Origin of the sequence: Streptomyces coeruleorubidus, from assembly GCF_028885415.1 — a bacterium.
In the GTDB taxonomy this organism is placed as follows: Bacteria; Actinomycetota; Actinomycetes; order Streptomycetales; family Streptomycetaceae; genus Streptomyces; species Streptomyces coeruleorubidus_A.
Map to the genome: position 1 here is coordinate 1,372,486 of NZ_CP118527.1, position 16,824 is coordinate 1,389,309.

At 71.8% G+C, this 16,824-nt stretch carries 18 protein-coding genes and 1 pseudogene; 8 read left to right on the top strand and 11 right to left on the bottom strand.

The annotated features are described in order from the left end of the window. The first annotated feature begins 66 nt into the window (after positions 1–66). Both PV963_RS06345 and PV963_RS06350 read left to right on the top strand, forming a co-directional pair. Positions 67–537, top strand: coding sequence for a DUF5709 domain-containing protein (locus PV963_RS06345; RefSeq protein WP_274814599.1), 471 nt, complete (start codon positions 67–69; stop codon positions 535–537). A 43-nt stretch (positions 538–580) separates the two neighbouring features. Continuing rightward, positions 581–826 carry a type B 50S ribosomal protein L31 gene (locus tag PV963_RS06350; protein WP_274814600.1) on the top strand — a complete coding sequence of 82 codons (246 nt, stop codon included), beginning with the start codon at positions 581–583 and terminating at the stop codon, positions 824–826. A gap of 26 nt (positions 827–852) precedes the next feature. Here the strand turns inward: PV963_RS06350 and PV963_RS06355 are convergent, their stop codons facing one another. Beyond that, a complete protein-coding gene (locus PV963_RS06355; RefSeq protein WP_193504161.1) occupies positions 853–1,647 on the bottom strand; it encodes a metal-dependent hydrolase in 795 nt (264 codons plus the stop codon). Between the two features lie 146 nt (positions 1,648–1,793). Between PV963_RS06355 and PV963_RS06360 the strand changes: the two genes are divergently transcribed. The 4 genes from PV963_RS06360 to PV963_RS43945 all read left to right on the top strand — a co-directional run bounded on the left by PV963_RS06360 (position 1,794) and on the right by PV963_RS43945 (position 6,685). Continuing rightward, entirely contained in the window at positions 1,794–4,307 is a 2,514-nt protein-coding gene (locus tag PV963_RS06360) for a DEAD/DEAH box helicase (protein WP_274814603.1), read from the top strand. A 37-nt stretch (positions 4,308–4,344) separates the two neighbouring features. Next, positions 4,345–5,217 carry an acyl-CoA thioesterase gene (locus PV963_RS06365; RefSeq protein WP_274814604.1) on the top strand — a complete coding sequence of 291 codons (873 nt, stop codon included), beginning with the start codon at positions 4,345–4,347 and terminating at the stop codon, positions 5,215–5,217. Positions 5,218–5,333: 116 nt separating this feature from the next. After that, complete coding sequence (locus PV963_RS06370) at positions 5,334–6,230, top strand: DMT family transporter (RefSeq protein ID WP_274821955.1); 897 nt, start codon at positions 5,334–5,336, stop codon at positions 6,228–6,230. 68 nt (positions 6,231–6,298) lie between these two features. After that, entirely contained in the window at positions 6,299–6,685 is a 387-nt protein-coding gene (locus tag PV963_RS43945) for an SDR family NAD(P)-dependent oxidoreductase (RefSeq protein ID WP_425541015.1), read from the top strand. A 60-nt stretch (positions 6,686–6,745) separates the two neighbouring features. Here PV963_RS43945 and PV963_RS06375 read toward each other — a convergent pair whose 3' ends face one another. The 4 genes and pseudogenes from PV963_RS06375 to PV963_RS06390 form a co-directional block, all read right to left on the bottom strand. Next, on the bottom strand, positions 6,746–7,531 hold the full coding sequence (locus PV963_RS06375; protein WP_274814605.1) for an Fpg/Nei family DNA glycosylase: 786 nt from the start codon (positions 7,529–7,531) through the stop codon (positions 6,746–6,748). A gap of 10 nt (positions 7,532–7,541) precedes the next feature. Next, on the bottom strand, positions 7,542–7,913 hold the full coding sequence (locus tag PV963_RS06380; RefSeq protein ID WP_274814606.1) for a VOC family protein: 372 nt from the start codon (positions 7,911–7,913) through the stop codon (positions 7,542–7,544). A 106-nt stretch (positions 7,914–8,019) separates the two neighbouring features. After that, positions 8,020–8,958 (bottom strand): annotated as a pseudogene (locus PV963_RS06385) (DUF6397 family protein). 125 nt (positions 8,959–9,083) lie between these two features. Beyond that, complete coding sequence (locus tag PV963_RS06390) at positions 9,084–9,497, bottom strand: roadblock/LC7 domain-containing protein (RefSeq protein ID WP_020277333.1); 414 nt, start codon at positions 9,495–9,497, stop codon at positions 9,084–9,086. 104 nt (positions 9,498–9,601) lie between these two features. On the opposite strand from PV963_RS06390, the gene PV963_RS06395 reads away from it, so the two are divergent. Further along, entirely contained in the window at positions 9,602–10,030 is a 429-nt protein-coding gene (locus PV963_RS06395; protein ID WP_274814609.1) for a PPOX class F420-dependent oxidoreductase, read from the top strand. Positions 10,031–10,046: 16 nt separating this feature from the next. Here PV963_RS06395 and PV963_RS06400 read toward each other — a convergent pair whose 3' ends face one another. The 5 genes from PV963_RS06400 to PV963_RS06420 all read right to left on the bottom strand — a co-directional run bounded on the left by PV963_RS06400 (position 10,047) and on the right by PV963_RS06420 (position 15,084). Beyond that, positions 10,047–10,652, bottom strand: a complete 606-nt coding sequence (locus PV963_RS06400) for a GTP-binding protein (RefSeq protein WP_274814610.1) — start codon at positions 10,650–10,652, stop codon at positions 10,047–10,049. Positions 10,653–10,715: 63 nt separating this feature from the next. Beyond that, positions 10,716–11,126, bottom strand: a complete 411-nt coding sequence (locus PV963_RS06405) for a DUF742 domain-containing protein (protein ID WP_274814611.1) — start codon at positions 11,124–11,126, stop codon at positions 10,716–10,718. A gap of 22 nt (positions 11,127–11,148) precedes the next feature. Further along, complete coding sequence (locus PV963_RS06410) at positions 11,149–11,586, bottom strand: roadblock/LC7 domain-containing protein (protein WP_274814612.1); 438 nt, start codon at positions 11,584–11,586, stop codon at positions 11,149–11,151. Beyond that, the gene (locus tag PV963_RS06415) at positions 11,583–14,108 is read right to left on the bottom strand and encodes a sensor histidine kinase (RefSeq protein WP_274814613.1); all 2,526 of its coding nucleotides are present in this window, start codon (positions 14,106–14,108) and stop codon (positions 11,583–11,585) included. The genes PV963_RS06410 and PV963_RS06415 overlap by 4 nt, the downstream gene beginning before the upstream one ends. A gap of 196 nt (positions 14,109–14,304) precedes the next feature. Then, complete coding sequence (locus PV963_RS06420) at positions 14,305–15,084, bottom strand: MHYT domain-containing protein (protein ID WP_274814614.1); 780 nt, start codon at positions 15,082–15,084, stop codon at positions 14,305–14,307. A gap of 152 nt (positions 15,085–15,236) precedes the next feature. Between PV963_RS06420 and PV963_RS06425 the strand changes: the two genes are divergently transcribed. Beyond that, the gene (locus PV963_RS06425; protein ID WP_274814615.1) at positions 15,237–15,836 is read left to right on the top strand and encodes a class I SAM-dependent methyltransferase; all 600 of its coding nucleotides are present in this window, start codon (positions 15,237–15,239) and stop codon (positions 15,834–15,836) included. 35 nt (positions 15,837–15,871) lie between these two features. Here PV963_RS06425 and PV963_RS06430 read toward each other — a convergent pair whose 3' ends face one another. After that, on the bottom strand, positions 15,872–16,774 hold the full coding sequence (locus PV963_RS06430; protein WP_274814616.1) for an oxygenase MpaB family protein: 903 nt from the start codon (positions 16,772–16,774) through the stop codon (positions 15,872–15,874). Positions 16,775–16,824 lie beyond the last annotated feature (50 nt).

Sequence of the window (16,824 nt, forward strand, 5' to 3'; positions counted from 1 at the left end):
CCGTGTGGCGGCGGCCCGGCGCGGGCCCCGGTGTGAACGGGCCCGCCCCACCCCCTGGAGGTACCCGTGAAGAGCTCCGACGGCTGGGGAGACGACGTCTACCAGCCGGAACCATCCGAGCAGAGAGAGGACACGGGGCTGCTCGACGCCGAGGACACCCTGGAGTACGACGGCGTCGACGATCCCCTCGACCGGGGCTGGTCCCCTCCCGAGCGGCCCTGGGCCGTGGAGCACACCGGCGTCACCGCGGCGGAGCGGCAGCGGGGCGAGACGCTGGACCAGCGGCTCGCCGAGGAGCTGCCGGAGCCCGTCGCCCCGGACGGTGACGGTCTCGGGGACTGCCAGGGCACCGACGGGGAACTCCTGGACAACGAGGTCGGCGCCACGCGCTCCGGCCGGCTCGTGGCCCCCGACGAGGGCGCGCACGAGGACGAGGAGAGCGCGCTGGTCGCCATGGACGTGGGCATCGACGGCGCGGCGGCGTCGGCCGAGGAGGCCGCCGTGCACATCGTCGACGAGGACACCCTGTCCGGCTGATCGCAGAACCGGCCAGAGCCGCACGAGGGCATGAGGAGCATCCATGCAGCAGGAGAAGCACCCCGACTACCACCCCGTCGTCTTCCGCGACCGGGCCGCCGGCTACGCGTTCCTGACCCGGTCCACCGCGACCAGCGACCAGACCATCGAGTGGGACGACGGCGAGACCTACCCGGTCGTGGACGTGGAGATCTCCTCGGAGAGCCACCCCTTCTACACCGGCAAGGCCCGCACGGTGGACTCGGAGGGCCGGGTCGCCGCGTTCGAGCGGCGGTACGGCAGCCGCTGAGCTCTGTCGTCCGGCTCGGCAGGCGCTCAGATGACGTTGAGCGCCGCCGCGCAGCCCACCCCGCCGAGCAGCATGAACACCGGCATCAGCACCTTGAGCTCGACCCAGCTGCCCGCCCGGAACCGCATGAACTTCGGCGGCCCGACCGGGTACCAGCGCTTGCGGCCCACGGGGATGGGCCACAGGATCGGGCAGCCGGAGACGGTCAGCGCGTCCCCGATGTCGTGCACGATCGCGCCCAGCACGACCGGCAGCCCCAGCCACAGGTACTCCTGGCCCGGCGCCGTGAACAGCCAGTCCGCGCCGTTGCCCGGCTTGTCCAGCACACCCGCGAGGATCCACGCGGTTGCCGCGGCCAGCAGCCACACCAGGACCTCGCTGCTGGAGCCGCGCGTCGCCCGCCACAGCAGACCCTCGATGGCCAGGACCATGTGCACGAAGAGGATCGCCAGCACCCCCCAGCGGTCACTGGTGATCGCCACGACCGAGGTGCCCGCACCGATCAGCACCGCCCACAGCCAGGTGTGCGTGAGCGTCCGGTGCCCGCCGGAGCGACGCGGGTCACCCTGCTTCTTCGTGGCCTTGTAGACGGCGTACGACAGCTTGTCGACGATCTCGCACAGCCAGCGCGACACCGGTCCGAAGGACCGCGAGATGGTCGCCGCCTTGTGGTCGAGGTCCGGGGCGAGCGCGGCACCGGCGCAGATCAGAGCGCCGACGAGGAGGACCGGCCAGGGCATCGGGTGCCCGGCCGCGGCGGCCGCCGCACCGACGCCGAGCCAGGCGGCGCCGCCCGACAGTGAGTGTGCTGGTCCCATCATCGGCGTTGCCCGCCCCATTCCTCGTGTACCGCTGTCCAGTTGACCGGCGCCCTTGACATCCCGTCGGCGACACAGCGTAGCGTTCGCGATCTTCGTGCCCGCAGCCGATTCCCGCATCGGGCGGGAGGCCAGGCAAGATGGGGGGCGTGACCCTCATCGATCAGCTGCCGCGGACCGCCGACCCCGACGCCCTGTACGAAGCCTTCGAGTCGTGGGCCGGTGAGCGGGGTCTCACGCTCTATCCCCACCAGGAGGAGGCGCTGATCGAGGTGGTCTCGGGCGCGAACGTGATCGTGTCGACGCCCACCGGGTCCGGCAAGAGCATGATCGCGGCGGGCGCGCACTTCGCCGCGCTGGCCCGGGACGAGGTCACCTTCTACACCGCCCCGATCAAGGCGCTGGTGTCGGAGAAGTTCTTCGAACTGTGCAAGATCTTCGGCACGGAGAACGTCGGCATGCTGACCGGCGACGCGTCCGTCAACGCCGACGCCCCCGTGATCTGCTGCACCGCCGAGGTGCTCGCGTCGATCGCACTGCGCGACGGCAAGGCCGCGGACGTCGGCCAGGTCGTGATGGACGAGTTCCACTTCTACGCGGAGGGCGACCGCGGCTGGGCCTGGCAGATCCCGATCCTGGAACTGCCGCAGGCGCAGTTCGTGCTGATGTCGGCGACGCTCGGCGACGTCTCCTTCTTCGAGAAGGACCTCACCCGCCGCACCGGCCGCCCGACCGCGGTGGTCCGCTCGGCGACCCGGCCCGTGCCGCTGTCGTACGAGTACCGCTACACGCCGCTCACCGAGACGCTCACCGACCTGCTGGCAGCCCGGCAGGCGCCCGTCTACATCGTGCACTTCACGCAGGCGCAGGCCGTGGAGCGGGCGCAGGCGCTGATGAGCATCAACATGTGCTCGCGCGAGGAGAAGGAGCAGATCGCCGAGCTCATCGGCAACTTCCGCTTCACCACCAAGTTCGGCCGCAACCTCTCCCGCTACGTCCGGCACGGCATCGGTGTCCATCACGCCGGCATGCTGCCCAAGTACCGCCGCCTGGTGGAGAAGCTCGCGCAGGCCGGCCTGCTGAAGGTCATCTGCGGCACGGACACGCTCGGCGTGGGCGTCAACGTCCCCATCCGCACGGTGCTGTTCACGGCGCTCACCAAGTACGACGGCACTCGCGTACGCACCCTGCGCGCCCGGGAGTTCCACCAGATCGCGGGCCGTGCCGGACGGGCCGGCTACGACACGGAGGGCTTCGTCGTCGCGCAGGCGCCCGAGCACGTCGTGGAGAACGAGAAGGCGCTCGCCAAGGCGGGCGACGATCCGAAGAAGCGCCGCAAGGTCGTCCGCAAGAAGGCCCCGGAGGGCTTCGTCGCGTGGTCGGAGCAGACCTTCGAGAAGCTCATCACCTCCGAACCGGAGCCGCTGAGCTCCCGTTTCCGGGTGACGCACACGATGCTGCTGTCGGTGATCGCCCGTCCCGGCAACGCCTTCGAGGCGATGCGCCACCTGCTGGAGGACAACCACGAGCCGCGCAAACAGCAGCTTCGGCACATCCGCCGCGCCATCGCCATCTACCGCTCGCTGCTGGACGGCGGCATCGTCGAGAAGCTCGACGAGCCGGACGCGACCGGCCGCGTCGTCCGCCTCACCGTCGACCTCCAGCAGGACTTCGCGCTCAACCAGCCGCTGTCCACGTTCGCGCTGGCCGCGTTCGAGCTGCTGGACCCCGAATCGCCGTCGTACGCGCTCGACATGGTGTCCGTGGTCGAGTCCACCCTGGACGACCCGCGGCAGATCCTCGCCGCGCAGCAGAACAAGGCGCGCGGCGAGGCCGTGGCCGCGATGAAGGCGGACGGCGTCGAGTACGAGGAGCGCATGGAGCGTCTCCAGGACATCACGTATCCGAAGCCGCTGGAGGAGTTGCTCTTCCACGCGTACGACACGTACCGCAAGAGCCACCCCTGGGTAGGCGACCATCCGCTGTCGCCGAAGTCGGTCATCCGGGACATGTACGAACGGGCGCTGTCCTTCACGGAGTTGGTGTCCCACTACGAGCTGGCGCGCACCGAGGGCATCGTGCTGCGCTACCTGGCCAGCGCCTACAAGGCCCTCGACCACACCGTCCCGGACGACCTCAAGTCCGAGGACCTCCAGGACCTGATCGAGTGGCTGGGCGAGATGGTGCGCCAGGTCGACTCCAGCCTGCTGGACGAGTGGGAGCAGCTCGCCAACCCGGAGGAGATGACCGCCGAGGAGGCCCAGGAGAAGGCCGACGAGGTCAAGCCGGTCACCGCCAACGCGCGTGCCTTCCGCGTCCTGGTCCGCAACGCCATGTTCCGCCGAGTCGAGCTGGCCGCCCTCGACCAGGTCGAGGAGTTGGGCGAGATGGACGCGGAGTCCGGCTGGGACGCCGACGCCTGGGGCGAGGCGATGGACAAGTACTGGGACGAGTACGACGACCTCGGCACCGGCCCCGACGCCCGCGGCCCCAAGCTACTGCTCATCGAGGAGGAACCGGAGAACGCCCTGTGGCGGGTCCGGCAGATCTTCCACGACCCGAACGGCGACCACGACTGGGGCATCAGCGCGGAGGTCGACCTCACCGCCTCCGACGCGGAGGGCCGCGCGGTCGTCCGGGTCACCGACGTCGGCCAGCTGTGAACGGCCTGGCAGCAGCGAGCACAGGAGAATCCCACGCATGACGACGAACCCGGCCGAGAGACTGGTCGACCTGCTCGATCTGGAGCAGATCGAGGTCAACATCTTCCGTGGCCGCAGCCCGCAGGAGTCCCTTCAGCGAGTCTTCGGCGGCCAGGTGGCCGGCCAGGCCATGGTCGCCGCAGGCCGCACCACGGACGGCGAACGTCCCGTGCACTCGCTGCACGCGTACTTCCTGCGCCCGGGCATCCCGGGCGTGCCGATCGTCTACCAGGTCGAGCGGGTGCGCGACGGGCGGTCGTTCACGACCCGCCGGGTCACGGCCGTACAGCAGGGCCGCACGATCTTCAATCTCACCGCCTCCTTCCACAAGCCGGAAGAGGGCAGCTTCGAGCACCAGCTGCCGCCCGCCCGCACGGTCCCGGACCCGGAGTCCCTGCCCACGGTGACGGACGAGATCCGGGAGCATCTGGGCGCGCTGCCCGAGCAGTTGGAGCGGATGGCCCGCCGCCAGCCCTTCGACATCCGCTACGTGGACCGGCTGCGCTGGACCACCGAGGAGGTCGCGGACGCCGAGCCGCGCAGCGCCGTGTGGATGCGCGCGGTCGGGCCGCTCGGCGACGACCCGCTCGTGCACACCTGCGCCCTCACCTACGCCAGCGACATGACCCTCCTGGACGCCGTCCGCATCCCGGTCGAGCCGCTGTGGGGCCCCCGGGGCTTCGACATGGCGTCGCTGGACCACGCCATGTGGTTCCACCGCCCGTTCCGGGCCGACGACTGGCTGCTGTACGACCAGGAGTCGCCGATCGCGGTCGGCGGCCGCGGTCTGGCCCGGGGCCGGATCTACGACCGTGAGGGCCGGCTGGTCGTGTCGGTCGTGCAGGAGGGGCTCTTCCGCAAGCTGGACTGACCTGGCCCTTCGCCGATCGCAGGCCCATGCCTTTCGGGTCTCCGATCGCGCCCGGGACCGGATCCGGCGACCATGGCAGGAGCGTCACACGCCCGCCGATCCGGGAGGTGGCCACGCTGCCCACCGTGTTCCCCGTCGTCTTCGCGGTCTGCGCGGCCCTCTGCAACGCCGTCGCGACGGTGTTGCAGCGCAAGGCGGCGCTCACCGTGCCGCGCTCCCAGGGGTTCAGGGCAGGGCTGATCGCCGACCTGCTGCGCCGGCCCGTCTGGCTGGCCGGCATCCTCGTGGTGATCGGCGCCGCCGTCTGCCAGGCGCTGGCGCTGGCGACCGGGCCGCTGACGATCGTGCAGCCGCTGTTCGTGCTGGAGCTGCCGCTGACCCTCGTCGTCGCGTCGCTGCTGATGCACCGGCATCTGCCGCGCACGGGCTGGCTTGCCGTGACGGTGGTGGTGGCCGGACTGGCGATCGCGCTCGCCGCCGCGTCCCCCGCCGGCAATCGCACCCAGGTGGAGCTGGACCGCTGGATCCCCGCGCTCGCCGTGTGCGCCGGGGCGGTCGCCGGCCTCGCCGTCGCCGCCCTGCGGCGCCCGGAGGGCCGGGCCCGGGCGGCGTGTCTGGGAGCCGCGACGGCGATCAGCTACGCGGTGACCGCGGCGCTGATGAAGGCCGCCACCCACATCCTCGACGAGCAGGGACTCGTGGGTTTCCTCACCGCCTGGCAGACCTACGCGTTCGCCGCGACCGGCGTGTGCGCGCTGTTCCTGCTGGAGAACGCGATGCAGGCCGGCCCGCTGGTCGCCTCGCAGCCCGCGCTGACCCTCGGCGACGCGCTGGTGAGCCTCGCCCTCGGCATCCTTCTGTACGAGGAGACCATACGGACCGGGTGGTGGCTGCTGCCTCAGCTGTTCGGTGCCGCGCTGATCGCCGCGGGGGTGTTCGTCCTGTCGCGAATGCCGTTCACACAGTCGCTCGTGGCGCCGGATGAGGAGCGCCGGACGGCGGGAGTGCCTTGAGCGGGAGCGCCTGAGACGAAGGAGGTCGCCATGGGACGTCTCAGCGAGCTGACGAGGAGGAGGCACAGCTGGCGGCCGAGCTCGGCGGCCGTACCCGTTTCACGCGTCTGGACGTCACCGTCGAGGAGGACTGGCGGCGGGCCCTGACCGAGACGGAGCAGGCCCTCGGTCCGGTGTCGGTCCTGGTCAACAACGCGGGGATCATCGACTGGAGCACGATGGAGCAACAGAGCCCCGCGTCGTTCCGCCGGGTCCTCGACGTCAACCTCACGTGCGCCTGGCTGGGCATGCGCCACGGCCCAGCCCATCCCCCGGTTCGGCGAGCCCGAGGAGGTCGCCCGCATGGTGCGCTTCATCGTCACCGACGCCACCTTCTCGACGGGCAGCGAGTTCGCCATGGACGGCGGCATCCTTGCCGGCCCGCCGGCTGGCCTCCCCCCCCCCCCGGCGACTGACCGGTCCAGCCCGGCCCGCCGACTGTCCTGCCCCCCGGTGAGTGACCGGCCCCGGCCGGATCACCCGTCCGGCTGGCACCGCGGGCACCACACCGTGCCACGGCCCGCCATCCGGGACCGGCGCAGACCGCTGCCGCAGCGCGGGCATCTGGGGTCGGGGTCGTCACGATGTCCGGTGAGCCAGGAGTCCCGCGGCGGTACGCAGCCGGCGTTGACGGCGGACCGCAAGGTCCTGCGCATCTCGCTGTACAGGCGACGGCAGTCGTCCTGGGTGAGCTCACGCGCCCGGTGGTCGGGGCGCAGCCGGGCGCGCCACAGGATCTCGTCGGCGAGCAGATTGCCGAGGCCGGCCAGGACGGACTGGTCGGTGAGCGCGGTCTTCAGGTGGCCTCGGCGCGAAGAGAGCACGGCCTCGAACTCCGCGCGGTCCACCGCCATCGCGTCGGGGCCCTGCCGCCGAAGCAGCCGGTCAAGGTCGGAGTCGTCGTGGGCCAGCCACAGGCCCTGGAGTTTGCGCTGGTCACGGAAGCGCAGCTGACGGTTGCCACTCAGGGTGAACAGCACGCGGTCGTGGGCCTCGACGGCATCGTCGGGACGACCGCAGACCAGCCGGCCGGTCATGCCGAAGTGCAGTACCAGGGTGGGGCCGCCGGTGCGGGCGAGCAGCCACTTGCCGTGCCGCTCCGGTGTGCCGAACCGCCGGCCCTCCAGCGCGTCACGCAGGCCCCTCACCCCTACCCCGCGCAGGACGCCCGCGTCCCGCACTTCGACATGCCGCACGACCCGTCCCTTCGCGCAGGACTCGAGCACCTGCCGGAAGCCTTCGACATCGGGCAGCTCGGGCATGACCGACGGGTCAGGTTTCCTGGAGGACGGACAGCACGTTCCCCGCCGGGTCGGTGAACCACGCGATCAGCGGGCCGCCGCCGCGGAAGATGCCCTTGTCGTCCGCCTTGAGGTGGTCGTAGCGCTCGAAACGCACCCCCCTTCTGCTCAGCTCGTCGACCGCCGCCTCGATGTCGTCGACGGGGAAGTTGAGGATGGTGTAGGTCGCCGGGGTGTGGTCCTCCTTCGGGTAGACCAGGATGTCCCGGCCCCCCGCGATGTGCAGGATCAGCATGCCGTGCTCTTCCGAGACGCGGATTCCCAGCGTGTCGCCGTAGAACTTCCTGGCCGCGTCGATGTCGTTCACGGAGAAACCGCTGTACGCCTTCGTCGTACCGAACATGATCGCCTCCCGGACATAGTCTCCTCACAGTTCGGACCGGGATGCATCCGGAAACTCATCGCGAATCGGGCGGACGACAGAGCGGCGTCCTCCGCCCCGGCCGGGATCAGGGGCGGCCCGCGGGCCGCCGGCCTCTGCGGCGCAGCCAGCCCAGGAGGCCGTGGGAAGGGGTGTGGTCCGGGGGCGCGGGCTGGTTTTCCACCGGAGCCGTGACGGGCTCCGGTGCTGAGGTGGGGGCCGGCACCTGCTGCGGGGCCGGTTCCGGGGCCGGGCGTGGTGCCGGCAGTTACCTTCGGGCCGCTTCCATCGTGTGGGCGAGGTCCGCTCGGAACCAGGCCACTTCGTCCGGCTCGCTCGCCGTCATGAGCTCCTGGGCCCGGTCGGCCGCGGGGGAGCCGGGCGCGCCGTGTGCCGGGAGCCGGGGGCGGCAGCGGTTCAGGTGGGCGCGCTCGTACGGGTCCTCGACGACCTCCGCCACGTCGGCCGGGTCGAGGAGGCAGGCGACGGCCGCATGCGCCCACGGGTCGTCTCCCGCCTGCCGCAGCAGGAACCCGGTGTGCCGTCCCCGCCAGTTGCGGGGCCGCCGGTCCAGGCCCGCCTTCAGCCCTTCCCGCACCTCGGCGGGCGTGCGGCCGGTCAGCAGCCGGGCGTTGCGCTCCTCGGTCGCGAACTGCCGCAGCTCCTCGGCCAGATAGAGCCAGACGACGGTGCGGTAGCGGTTCAGATAGAAGCGCACCGGCACGAGCAGGCCGAAGCGCACGAGGCTCGTGAACCTGGTGGGCGTCACGTCCATGAGCTTGGCGCCCTCGTTGGTTCCTGCGGTCGCGACGCGCTCGCGCAGTGCGTCCGGTAAGCCGTCCTCGGCGCGCAGCCGGTCGATCTCGGCGCGGGCGACCCGTCGGCCTCCGCCTCCTTCGTCGGGAACGGTCCGGATGAGTCCGAGATTCACCGCCAGGTCGAACTCGCCCCGCCTGAGGCCCAGTTCGCGGGCCGCCCGGCTCGGGGCGAAGGTGAGGCGTTCGGGTTTCGCGATGGTGCCTGACATGGTCGGTCTCCCCCGTGGAGTCAGCGGCTCACGCCGTGTGCGGTCGCCGTGAAAAAACCGTAGCCGCTTCGGCGCATCTCGTGGCGAGCCTGTGGATAACTCCGCGGGGATGACGAACGTGCAGGTCAGACGTCTGTTTCCGGTTTCCGTTCGGGCTGGCGCGCATCGACGTCGAGGTGCTCGCCGACCCGGTTGACCAGAAGTGTCATCTCGTAGGCGATCTGGCCTATGTCGGCCTCAGCGCCACTGAGGACACACAGACAACTACCCGTGCCGGCCGCGGTGACGAAGAGCACCGCGTCGTCGAACTCGATCATCGTCTGGCGTACGCTGCCCGCGCCGAAGTGCCGTCCCGACCCCTTGGCCAGGCTGTGCAGTCCGGACGACACGGCCGCGAGATGCTCCGCGTCCTCGCGGCGCAGTCCGGTGCTCGCCCCTGTCACCAGGCCGTCGTTGGACAGGACCAGTGCGTGCCGCACCTGGTGGACGCGCTCGGTCAGGTCGTCCAGCAGCCAGTCCAGTCCCTGGTTCTGCGCCATGTTCCGATCTCCCCGTTTTCTCCCCGTGCGATTCTCCTCCTGGCCGGAGGATCTCCACGCCAGCCTTCCCCACGACCGCTGTCGGGGCAAGGAGGATGGGAGCCATGGCAGAGAAGATGACCGACGCGCAATGGCGGGAGTTCGTTTCGCACGGCACCCGCACCGGAAAGCTCTCCACGGTCCGGGCCGACGGAAGCCCGCACGTGACCCCGATCTGGTTCGTCCTGGACGGCGACGAGCTGGTGTTCAACACCGGCAAGGACAGCGTGAAGGGGCGCAATCTCACCCGTGACGGCCGGGTCGCCCTGTGTGTGGACGACGACCGGCCGCCGTACTCCTTCGTGGTGCTGCGGGGCCGCGCCCGCGTCTCGGAGGACCTCGACGAGATACGGCACTGGGCCACCCGCATCGGCGCCCGGTACATGGGCGAGGAGCGCGCCGAGGAGTTCGGCGCCCGCAACGGCGTCCCAGGCGAACTCCTCGTCCGTGTCGCCATCGACAGGGTCCTGGCGGAGCGGGACCTCGCGGACTGACAGACAGGCACCCCGGTCAGCCGACCGAGTCGAGAAGCCGGGCGGTGTGCATCCGCCCGGCGTACTCGACGAGCCGGATCAGCACCTCCTTCCCCGAGTCGCGGTCCCGGGCGTCGCACAGCACCACGGGTGTGCCCCGGTCGAGGTCGAGGGCGCGCGAGACGTCCGGGGCGCCGTGCCGCCGGGCGCCCGCGAAGCAGTTGACGGCCACCACGAACGGGATGCGCCGGTGCTCGAAGTAGTCGACCGCGGGGAAGCAGTCCTCCAGGCGGCGGGTGTCCGCGAGGACCACCGCGCCGAGCGCCCCTTGCGACAACTCGTCCCACAGGAACCAGAACCGGTCCTGGCCCGGCGTGCCGAACAGGTACAGGGAGAGGCCGGACCGGATGGTGATGCGTCCGAAGTCCATGGCGACGGTGGTGGTGGTCTTGTGGTCCACGCCGTCGGTGTCGTCCACCAACTGCCCGGCTTCGCTGAGCAGTTCCTCGGTGCGCAGCGGCCGGATCTCACTGACGGCGCCCACCAGGGTGGTCTTGCCCACGCCGAACCCGCCGGCGACCAGTATCTTCAACGCCAGTGCGGAGGTATCGCCGCCGGTGGCGTCGGAGTGCTCGGAGACCATTGATCACTTCTCTCGGGAGTGCCGGCAAGGGGTGCGGTGAGTACGTGAGTGGTGTGCAGGCATCTACAGCGCCCTCAGTCCTGCGATCACCTCGCGCAGAATGCGCTCGTCGGGCAGTTGTGCCGGCGGCACCGGGCGGCTGACGGTGACGCAGCCGAGTTCCAGGAGGTCGCCGAGGAGGACCCTGACGACGCCCACGGGCAGGTCCGCGCCCGCGGCGAGTTCGGCGACCGACTGGGTCTCCGTGCGGCACAGGTCGAGGAGGGTCCGGTGTTCCGGACCGAGCGGGACGTCGTCCACGCCGGGTGCGGCCGGGTCCAGCGTGACCAGGGCGATCAGGTCGAACCGCACGCCGGTGGGGCCGGGCCGGGTGCGTCCGCCCGTCATGGCGTAGGGGCGGACGAGAGGGCCGGCCTCGTGGTCGTACCACTGGCTGCCCTGCTCGGGCGGGGTGCCCGTCATGTCCTCGGTCATCTGCGCGGACAGCCCTCTCGGTTCATCCGGCGGCGGGTGGCCGGGCACCGACACGGGGCGCCGTGCCGAGGTGCTCGCCGACGCGTTTGACCAGGCGTGCCATCTCGTAGGCCACGAGGCCGATGTCGGCGGTCACGGCGGTGAGGAGGGCGAGGCAGGATCCGTCGCCGGCTGCGGCCACGAACAGGAAGCCCTCGTCCATCTCCACCATGGTCTGGCGGACACCGCCGGCACCGAAGTGCCGTCCGGCCCCCTTGGCGAGGCTGTGGAAGCCCGAGGCGACCGCGGCGAGGTGTTCGGCGTCCTCGCGGCGGAGGTCGGTCGAGGCGCCCACGGCGAGGCCGTCGTTGGACAGCACCACGGCGTGCCGTATCTCGCTCACGCGGAGCACCAGATCGTCCAGCAGCCAGTCGAGTTCGCCGGAGCGCCGGTCGGAATGCGTGCTCGGGTCCTGGATCATGCGAGGTCTCCTTCGCTGCTGTCGCTGCCCGTCGGGCCGGGAGTGGTTCCGCGGCCGGGTCGCCTGCCGCCGCCGCGCGTCCAGCCGTCGCGGTACGCCGCCATGCGGTCGCGGACGAGCTCGGGGGTGCGTTCGTCGTCCCGGGGTGCGGGCGAGGGGGACGGCTCCTCGGGGCGCCCGTTTCGCAGTTGGGGCGCCAGGCTGGCCTGCCGTACGCGGCGTGGGAGGTCGTCGGAGCCTTCGGGCTGCTCCTGGGGTCGGTGCAGTCGCAAGGTGGCGACTCCTGGGGGTGGCGTGTGACTTGTGGTCTCCGCGAGGGCCGGTACGGGTGACACCAAAGCGCGCCGGTCGGCCGGTGCCGGGACGGCGTCGGGGACGGTGTCCTGGTGCGGGATGTCGTCGGGCACGCGCGCGTGGGCGCGTTCCTCGGGCTGCCGCGCGTGCACCGCTTCACCGTGGGAACGTTCCGCCGCCCCGGTGTGCAGCAGGGCGGTGGGCACCAGGACGACCGCGGTGGTGCCGCCGTACGGCGAGGTCCTCAGGTGGACCTTGATGCCGTGCCGGGCGGCGAGCCTGCTCACCACGAACAGGCCGAGCCGGTCGCTGTCGAACAGGTCGAGCGCCTCGGACTGTTCGATGCGGCGGTTGGCCTCGGCGAGGGTCTCCTTGCCCATGCCGAGGCCGCGGTCCTCGACCTCGACGGCGTAGCCGTTGCCGACGGGTTCGCCGGTGACGCGCACGCGCGTGTGGGGCGGCGAGAACTGGGCGGCGTTCTCGATGATCTCGGCCAGGAGGTGCGTGAGGTCGGCCACGGCCGCGCCGACGACGGCCGCCTCGGGGAGTTGCCGTACCTCCACGCGCGCGTAGTCCTCCACTTCGGAGACGGCCGCGCGGACCACGTTGGTCAGGGAGACGGGCCTGCGCCAGGCCCGGCCGGGGGCCGCTCCGGAGAGGATGATCAGGCTCTCCGCGTGGCGCCGCATGCGGGTGGTGAGGTGGTCCAGGCGGAAGAGGTCGCTCAGTTCGTTGGGGTCGTCGGAGCGGCGTTCCATGCTGTCGAGGAGGCTCAGCTGCCGGTGGACGAGGATCTGACTGCGGCGGGCGAGGTTGACGAAGACGCCGGAGATGCCGCTGGCGAGTTCGGCGCGCTCGACGGCGGCCCGCAGCGCGGCCCGGTGGACGGTGCCGAGGGCCTCGGCGACCTGCCCGGTCTCGTCCTCGGCGGCCGGTCCGGGTGGTGCCTCGGCGCGGATGTCGATCTCCTCGCCCGCGCGCAGTTTCCGCATGGCCTCGGGGAGTTTGCGCCGGGCGATCTCCAGGGCGCTGTTGCGCAGGCTCACGAGCTCCACCACGAGGCCGCGGCCGATGCGTACGGAGATGACGAGCGAGGCGGCGACGGCGGCGAGGCCGAGCAGGACGGCCGCACCGGCCGGGGTGAGCAGTCCCCGGGTGAACGGGTCGGCCCGCTGCGCGACGCCTCGTGCGGCGTCGTCCTCGATCGTGCGCATGCCGTTCTGCACGCGCGCGTGGGCGGTGTTCCAGGTGCTCTCGGGTGCCGCCTCGATCGCCTTGGCGCCCGGTCCGCCGGCGAGGATCCTGTCCTCGGCGTCGCCCAGCCCCGCGTAGGCGCTGCTGTCGGCGAGGGCGTTCCACGCGGAGCGCTCGGTGCCGCGCAGGTCGGCGACGGCCGACTCGGTCAGGGTGCGGCGCAGCTCGACGGCGCCGGTGAACAGCCGGAGCCGCTCCCCGGTCAGCGTGCCGGACAGGCGGGCACTCGCCAGCAGCGCGTCCTCCCGGGCCAACGCCTCGCCGGCCCGGGAGAATTCGAGCAGCACGCGCGCGTCGGAGCCGAGGTCGGCGTCCTGGATGCCGGTGAGGGCACCGCCGACGCCGAGGGCCTCCGAGATGGTCCGGGTGTAGCGGTTGTACGTCTCGGCCCAGCCCGCGCGCCGGTCGCGCACCTCGGTGCGCAGCGGACGCAGTTGCTCGGCGCCGGTGACGAACCCCTCCAGCCGGCGGGCGACTCCGGCGGGCAGTTCCTCGCTGTCGGCGACGGTGCTGTTCTCGCCGAGCCGCAGTTTGGCGACGGCCCGGTCGGTGCGCCGGGCGAGTTCGTCCAGCTCGTCGGTCCCTGCGGCGGAGGGGTCGGTGGCGCGGCGTACGGCGGCCGTGCGTTCGGCCTGGAGGGCGGCGACCGCGGCGGAGACGGGGGCGCGGACCATGGCGTCCACGCGCTGGACCTGCCGCAGCCGGGAGACGTCCTGGGCAGTGGTGACGGTGGCGTGGGCCCACAGGGCCAGGAGGGAGACGACCGGCACCATCAGCAGGCAGACGATCTTGGCGCGCACCGTGCGGGGGCGTATGTGCCAGCGCTCCGCGCGCGTGGACGCTCCGTCCGGTGCGGCCCCCGAGGGCACCTCGGCGTCCTCGTCGGCCGGCGGTCCGGCGTGCGCGCGGCGACCGCGCACGGGCGGGGGCGGCGCCTCGGCGCCGACGGTTGGGGTCCTACGGGGTGTACGCATGGACTCCTCGCTCGGGGGTGGTTCGGGGCGAGTCACCCCGGCTTCATGGCGGGTCACCCCGGCTTCATGGCGTGCCGTCCGGGCTCGGGACTGCCGTCCTGGCTTCATGGCGTGCCGCCCGGGCTTCATGGCGTGCCATTCCGGACAGCGGGACGTGCCGTCCGGAGGGCCGGTCGCCCGCTCCGCCGGGCCAAGGTCACGGCTGACGGGCGACGCTCTCGACCGGCCGCTGGGCCGACGCGGACGCCTCACGTTCCCCTGCAGTCGGCGACAGCGCGACGAACGCGGAGGTCAGGAAGAGGTAGGACCCGAGGCCGACGGCGAGGGGGAAGATGAACTGCATCGCCGTGGCCCCGGGCAGTGCCTCCCCGGAGGGCGTCACGCGCACGCTCACCGCGAACATCCCGGTGTAGTGCATGCTGCTGACGGCCGCGCCCATGATCAGGGAGGCGACGGTGACCGCGACGGGCGACTTGATGTTGAGCGCCGCCCACAGGGCCGCCGTCGCGGCGACGACGGCGATCAGGACGGAGAGCCCGACGAGCACCGGGTCATAGGTCACGTCGCCGTGCAGGCGGACGGCCGCCATGCCCAGGTAGTGCATGCTCGCGACGCCGAGGCCGGTGGTGAGCCCGCCGATCAGCAGGGCCCGGCCGCGGTCCCGGCTGTAGCCGACGGCGAAGACGCCGGCGCAGACGACGACCATGGCGACGAACAGACTCAGCAGGGTGAGCGGCACGTCGTAGCGGATATCGGTGCCGGCGACGCTGAAACCGAGCATGGCCACGAAGTGCATGGTCCAGATGCCGGTGCCGATCGCCGAGGCGGCGGTGACGAGCCAGTTGCGGCGCGAACGCCCGGTGGCGGCGAGCGCGCGGACGGTGCAGCGCAGCCCGAGGGCGGCGCCGATGCAGGCCATCACGTACGACAGCACGGGGGTCAGCCACCCCAGGGCGGCGTGGTCCAGGTGTCCCATGACCCCGGGACGCTAGACCCGGCAGGGGCGCGCGAAGGGGGCGCATTTCGAAAGGTGTTGGAATATGACGCAAGTATGTACCGGAACGATCGGGTCACGCTCGAACGTGTGCACTGAGGCGTCATCCCTGCCGGTGAGGAATCATGCCGTACATGAGCGACGACCAGACGCGTGTCCAGGAGTTCTTCACCGCCCGCGCCGCCGACTGGGACAGCCGGTTCCCTGATGACGGTCCTGCCTACGCGACCGCGGCCGCCGAGCTCGGACTGCGCCCGGGCGACCGCGTGCTCGACGCGGGGTGCGGCACCGGACGCGCCCTGCCGCCGCTGCGTGCCGCCGTGGGGCCCTCGGGAGTGGTGCTCGGGGCCGATCTGACCCCGGCCATGCTGCGGAAGGCCGTGCGGGCCGGACGGGACCGTGACGGGGCGTTGCTGCTCACGGACGTCGCCGCGCTGCCGCTGCGCTCACACTCGCTGGACGCCGTGTTCGGGGCGGGCCTGATCTCGCATCTGCCGAGTCCGGCCGAGAACCTGCGGGAGCTGGCGCGTGTCGTGCGTCCCGGTGGCGTGCTGGCGCTGTTCCACCCGATCGGCAGGGCGGCCCTGGCCGCGCGCCACGGCCGCCCGCTCACCCCGGACGACCTGCGCGCCGAGCCCAACCTCCGGCCGCTGCTGGCCGGTTCGGGGTGGCGCATGACGTCGTACGTCGACGAGGACTCCCGCTTCCTGGCGCTCGCCGTCCGCGAGGACTGAGCTGCCGCGTCACCCGGCTTCGGCGTCCGGCCCCGTCACCCGGCCTCGGCGTCCGACGCCGCCACGTGCCGCACGGGACAGCCCCGGACGCCCGGGACCGGACGCGTGCCCAGGTCGGCGAGCCGGTAGCCGTACGGGTAACCCTTGATCTCCCAGTTCTGCCGGGCGAAGTGCGGGGCGCGCCGGGGCGGCAGCAGACGGACGGCGCGGCCCCGCAGCCGTACCGCGCGACGCACCCACGCGCGCGTGGCGGCGCTCGGCGGGGTATAACGGAAGGCACGCAGGAGCGAGTCGTCGAGCAGCGCGAGGGTCGTGGTGCGCAGCAGCGGGGCGAGCGGGCGCGGGTACCAGGAGGACATCAGGTCGAGCGTGGCGTCCGAGACCCGCCGGGCCGCCTCGTCCCAGGCGAAGTGGGCCGCCTCGTAGCCGTCGAGGCAGGTCTCGAACTCCTCATAGGTCTCGGGGATGTCCTTGATGCCCATGTGCCGGCCCAGCGTGCGGTAGTGGACGACACTGGCGACGATCTCGTGGCGGGACATCCTGCGCCACCCGTAGGCGTCGATCCACCGTTTGGGCACCACGACGAACGTGCACAGCACGTAGCGCATGTCGTCGTTGCTGATGTCGTAGCTGCGGTGCATCTGGTTGATGCGGCGGATCGCGGTCTTCCCCTGATCGCTGCCGAAGCCGTGCTCCACCACGGCGTCCAGGAGCAGCGACGTGTCGTCGTAGCGCTTCTGCGTCCGCTCCGTGAGCTCCGCCGTCTCGGCGAGCAGCCGGCCGATGCTCGGGACGGCGTACGTGCGGTACAGGGCCAGCTCCAGGGCGCGGGTGAAGTCCCAGGGGAACTCGTACGCCGCGCTCAGCCGGTAGATCTCCGTGGCCTGCCGGTACGGGTCCATCCGCCGTATCTGTTCCAGGCGTGCGAAGCGCTTCACAGTGCCCTCCCCCTTATGTCACCGGAGATCCAACTCTACGTTGGTGTCCG

Coding starts and splice junctions, on each gene's coding strand:
- PV963_RS06395 (WP_274814609.1), top strand. CDS start 9,602: ATGGCAGAGAAGATGACCGACGCGCAATGGCGGGAGTTCGTTTCGCAC.
- PV963_RS06410 (WP_274814612.1), bottom strand. CDS start 11,586: ATGATCCAGGACCCGAGCACGCATTCCGACCGGCGCTCCGGCGAACTC.
- PV963_RS06400 (WP_274814610.1), bottom strand. CDS start 10,652: ATGGTCTCCGAGCACTCCGACGCCACCGGCGGCGATACCTCCGCACTG.
- PV963_RS06390 (WP_020277333.1), bottom strand. CDS start 9,497: ATGGCGCAGAACCAGGGACTGGACTGGCTGCTGGACGACCTGACCGAG.
- PV963_RS06405 (WP_274814611.1), bottom strand. CDS start 11,126: ATGACCGAGGACATGACGGGCACCCCGCCCGAGCAGGGCAGCCAGTGG.
- PV963_RS06415 (WP_274814613.1), bottom strand. CDS start 14,108: ATGCGTACACCCCGTAGGACCCCAACCGTCGGCGCCGAGGCGCCGCCC.
- PV963_RS06425 (WP_274814615.1), top strand. CDS start 15,237: ATGAGCGACGACCAGACGCGTGTCCAGGAGTTCTTCACCGCCCGCGCC.
- PV963_RS06380 (WP_274814606.1), bottom strand. CDS start 7,913: ATGTTCGGTACGACGAAGGCGTACAGCGGTTTCTCCGTGAACGACATC.
- PV963_RS06355 (WP_193504161.1), bottom strand. CDS start 1,647: ATGATGGGACCAGCACACTCACTGTCGGGCGGCGCCGCCTGGCTCGGC.
- PV963_RS06375 (WP_274814605.1), bottom strand. CDS start 7,531: ATGCCCGAGCTGCCCGATGTCGAAGGCTTCCGGCAGGTGCTCGAGTCC.
- PV963_RS06365 (WP_274814604.1), top strand. CDS start 4,345: ATGACGACGAACCCGGCCGAGAGACTGGTCGACCTGCTCGATCTGGAG.
- PV963_RS06420 (WP_274814614.1), bottom strand. CDS start 15,084: ATGGGACACCTGGACCACGCCGCCCTGGGGTGGCTGACCCCCGTGCTG.
- PV963_RS06350 (WP_274814600.1), top strand. CDS start 581: ATGCAGCAGGAGAAGCACCCCGACTACCACCCCGTCGTCTTCCGCGAC.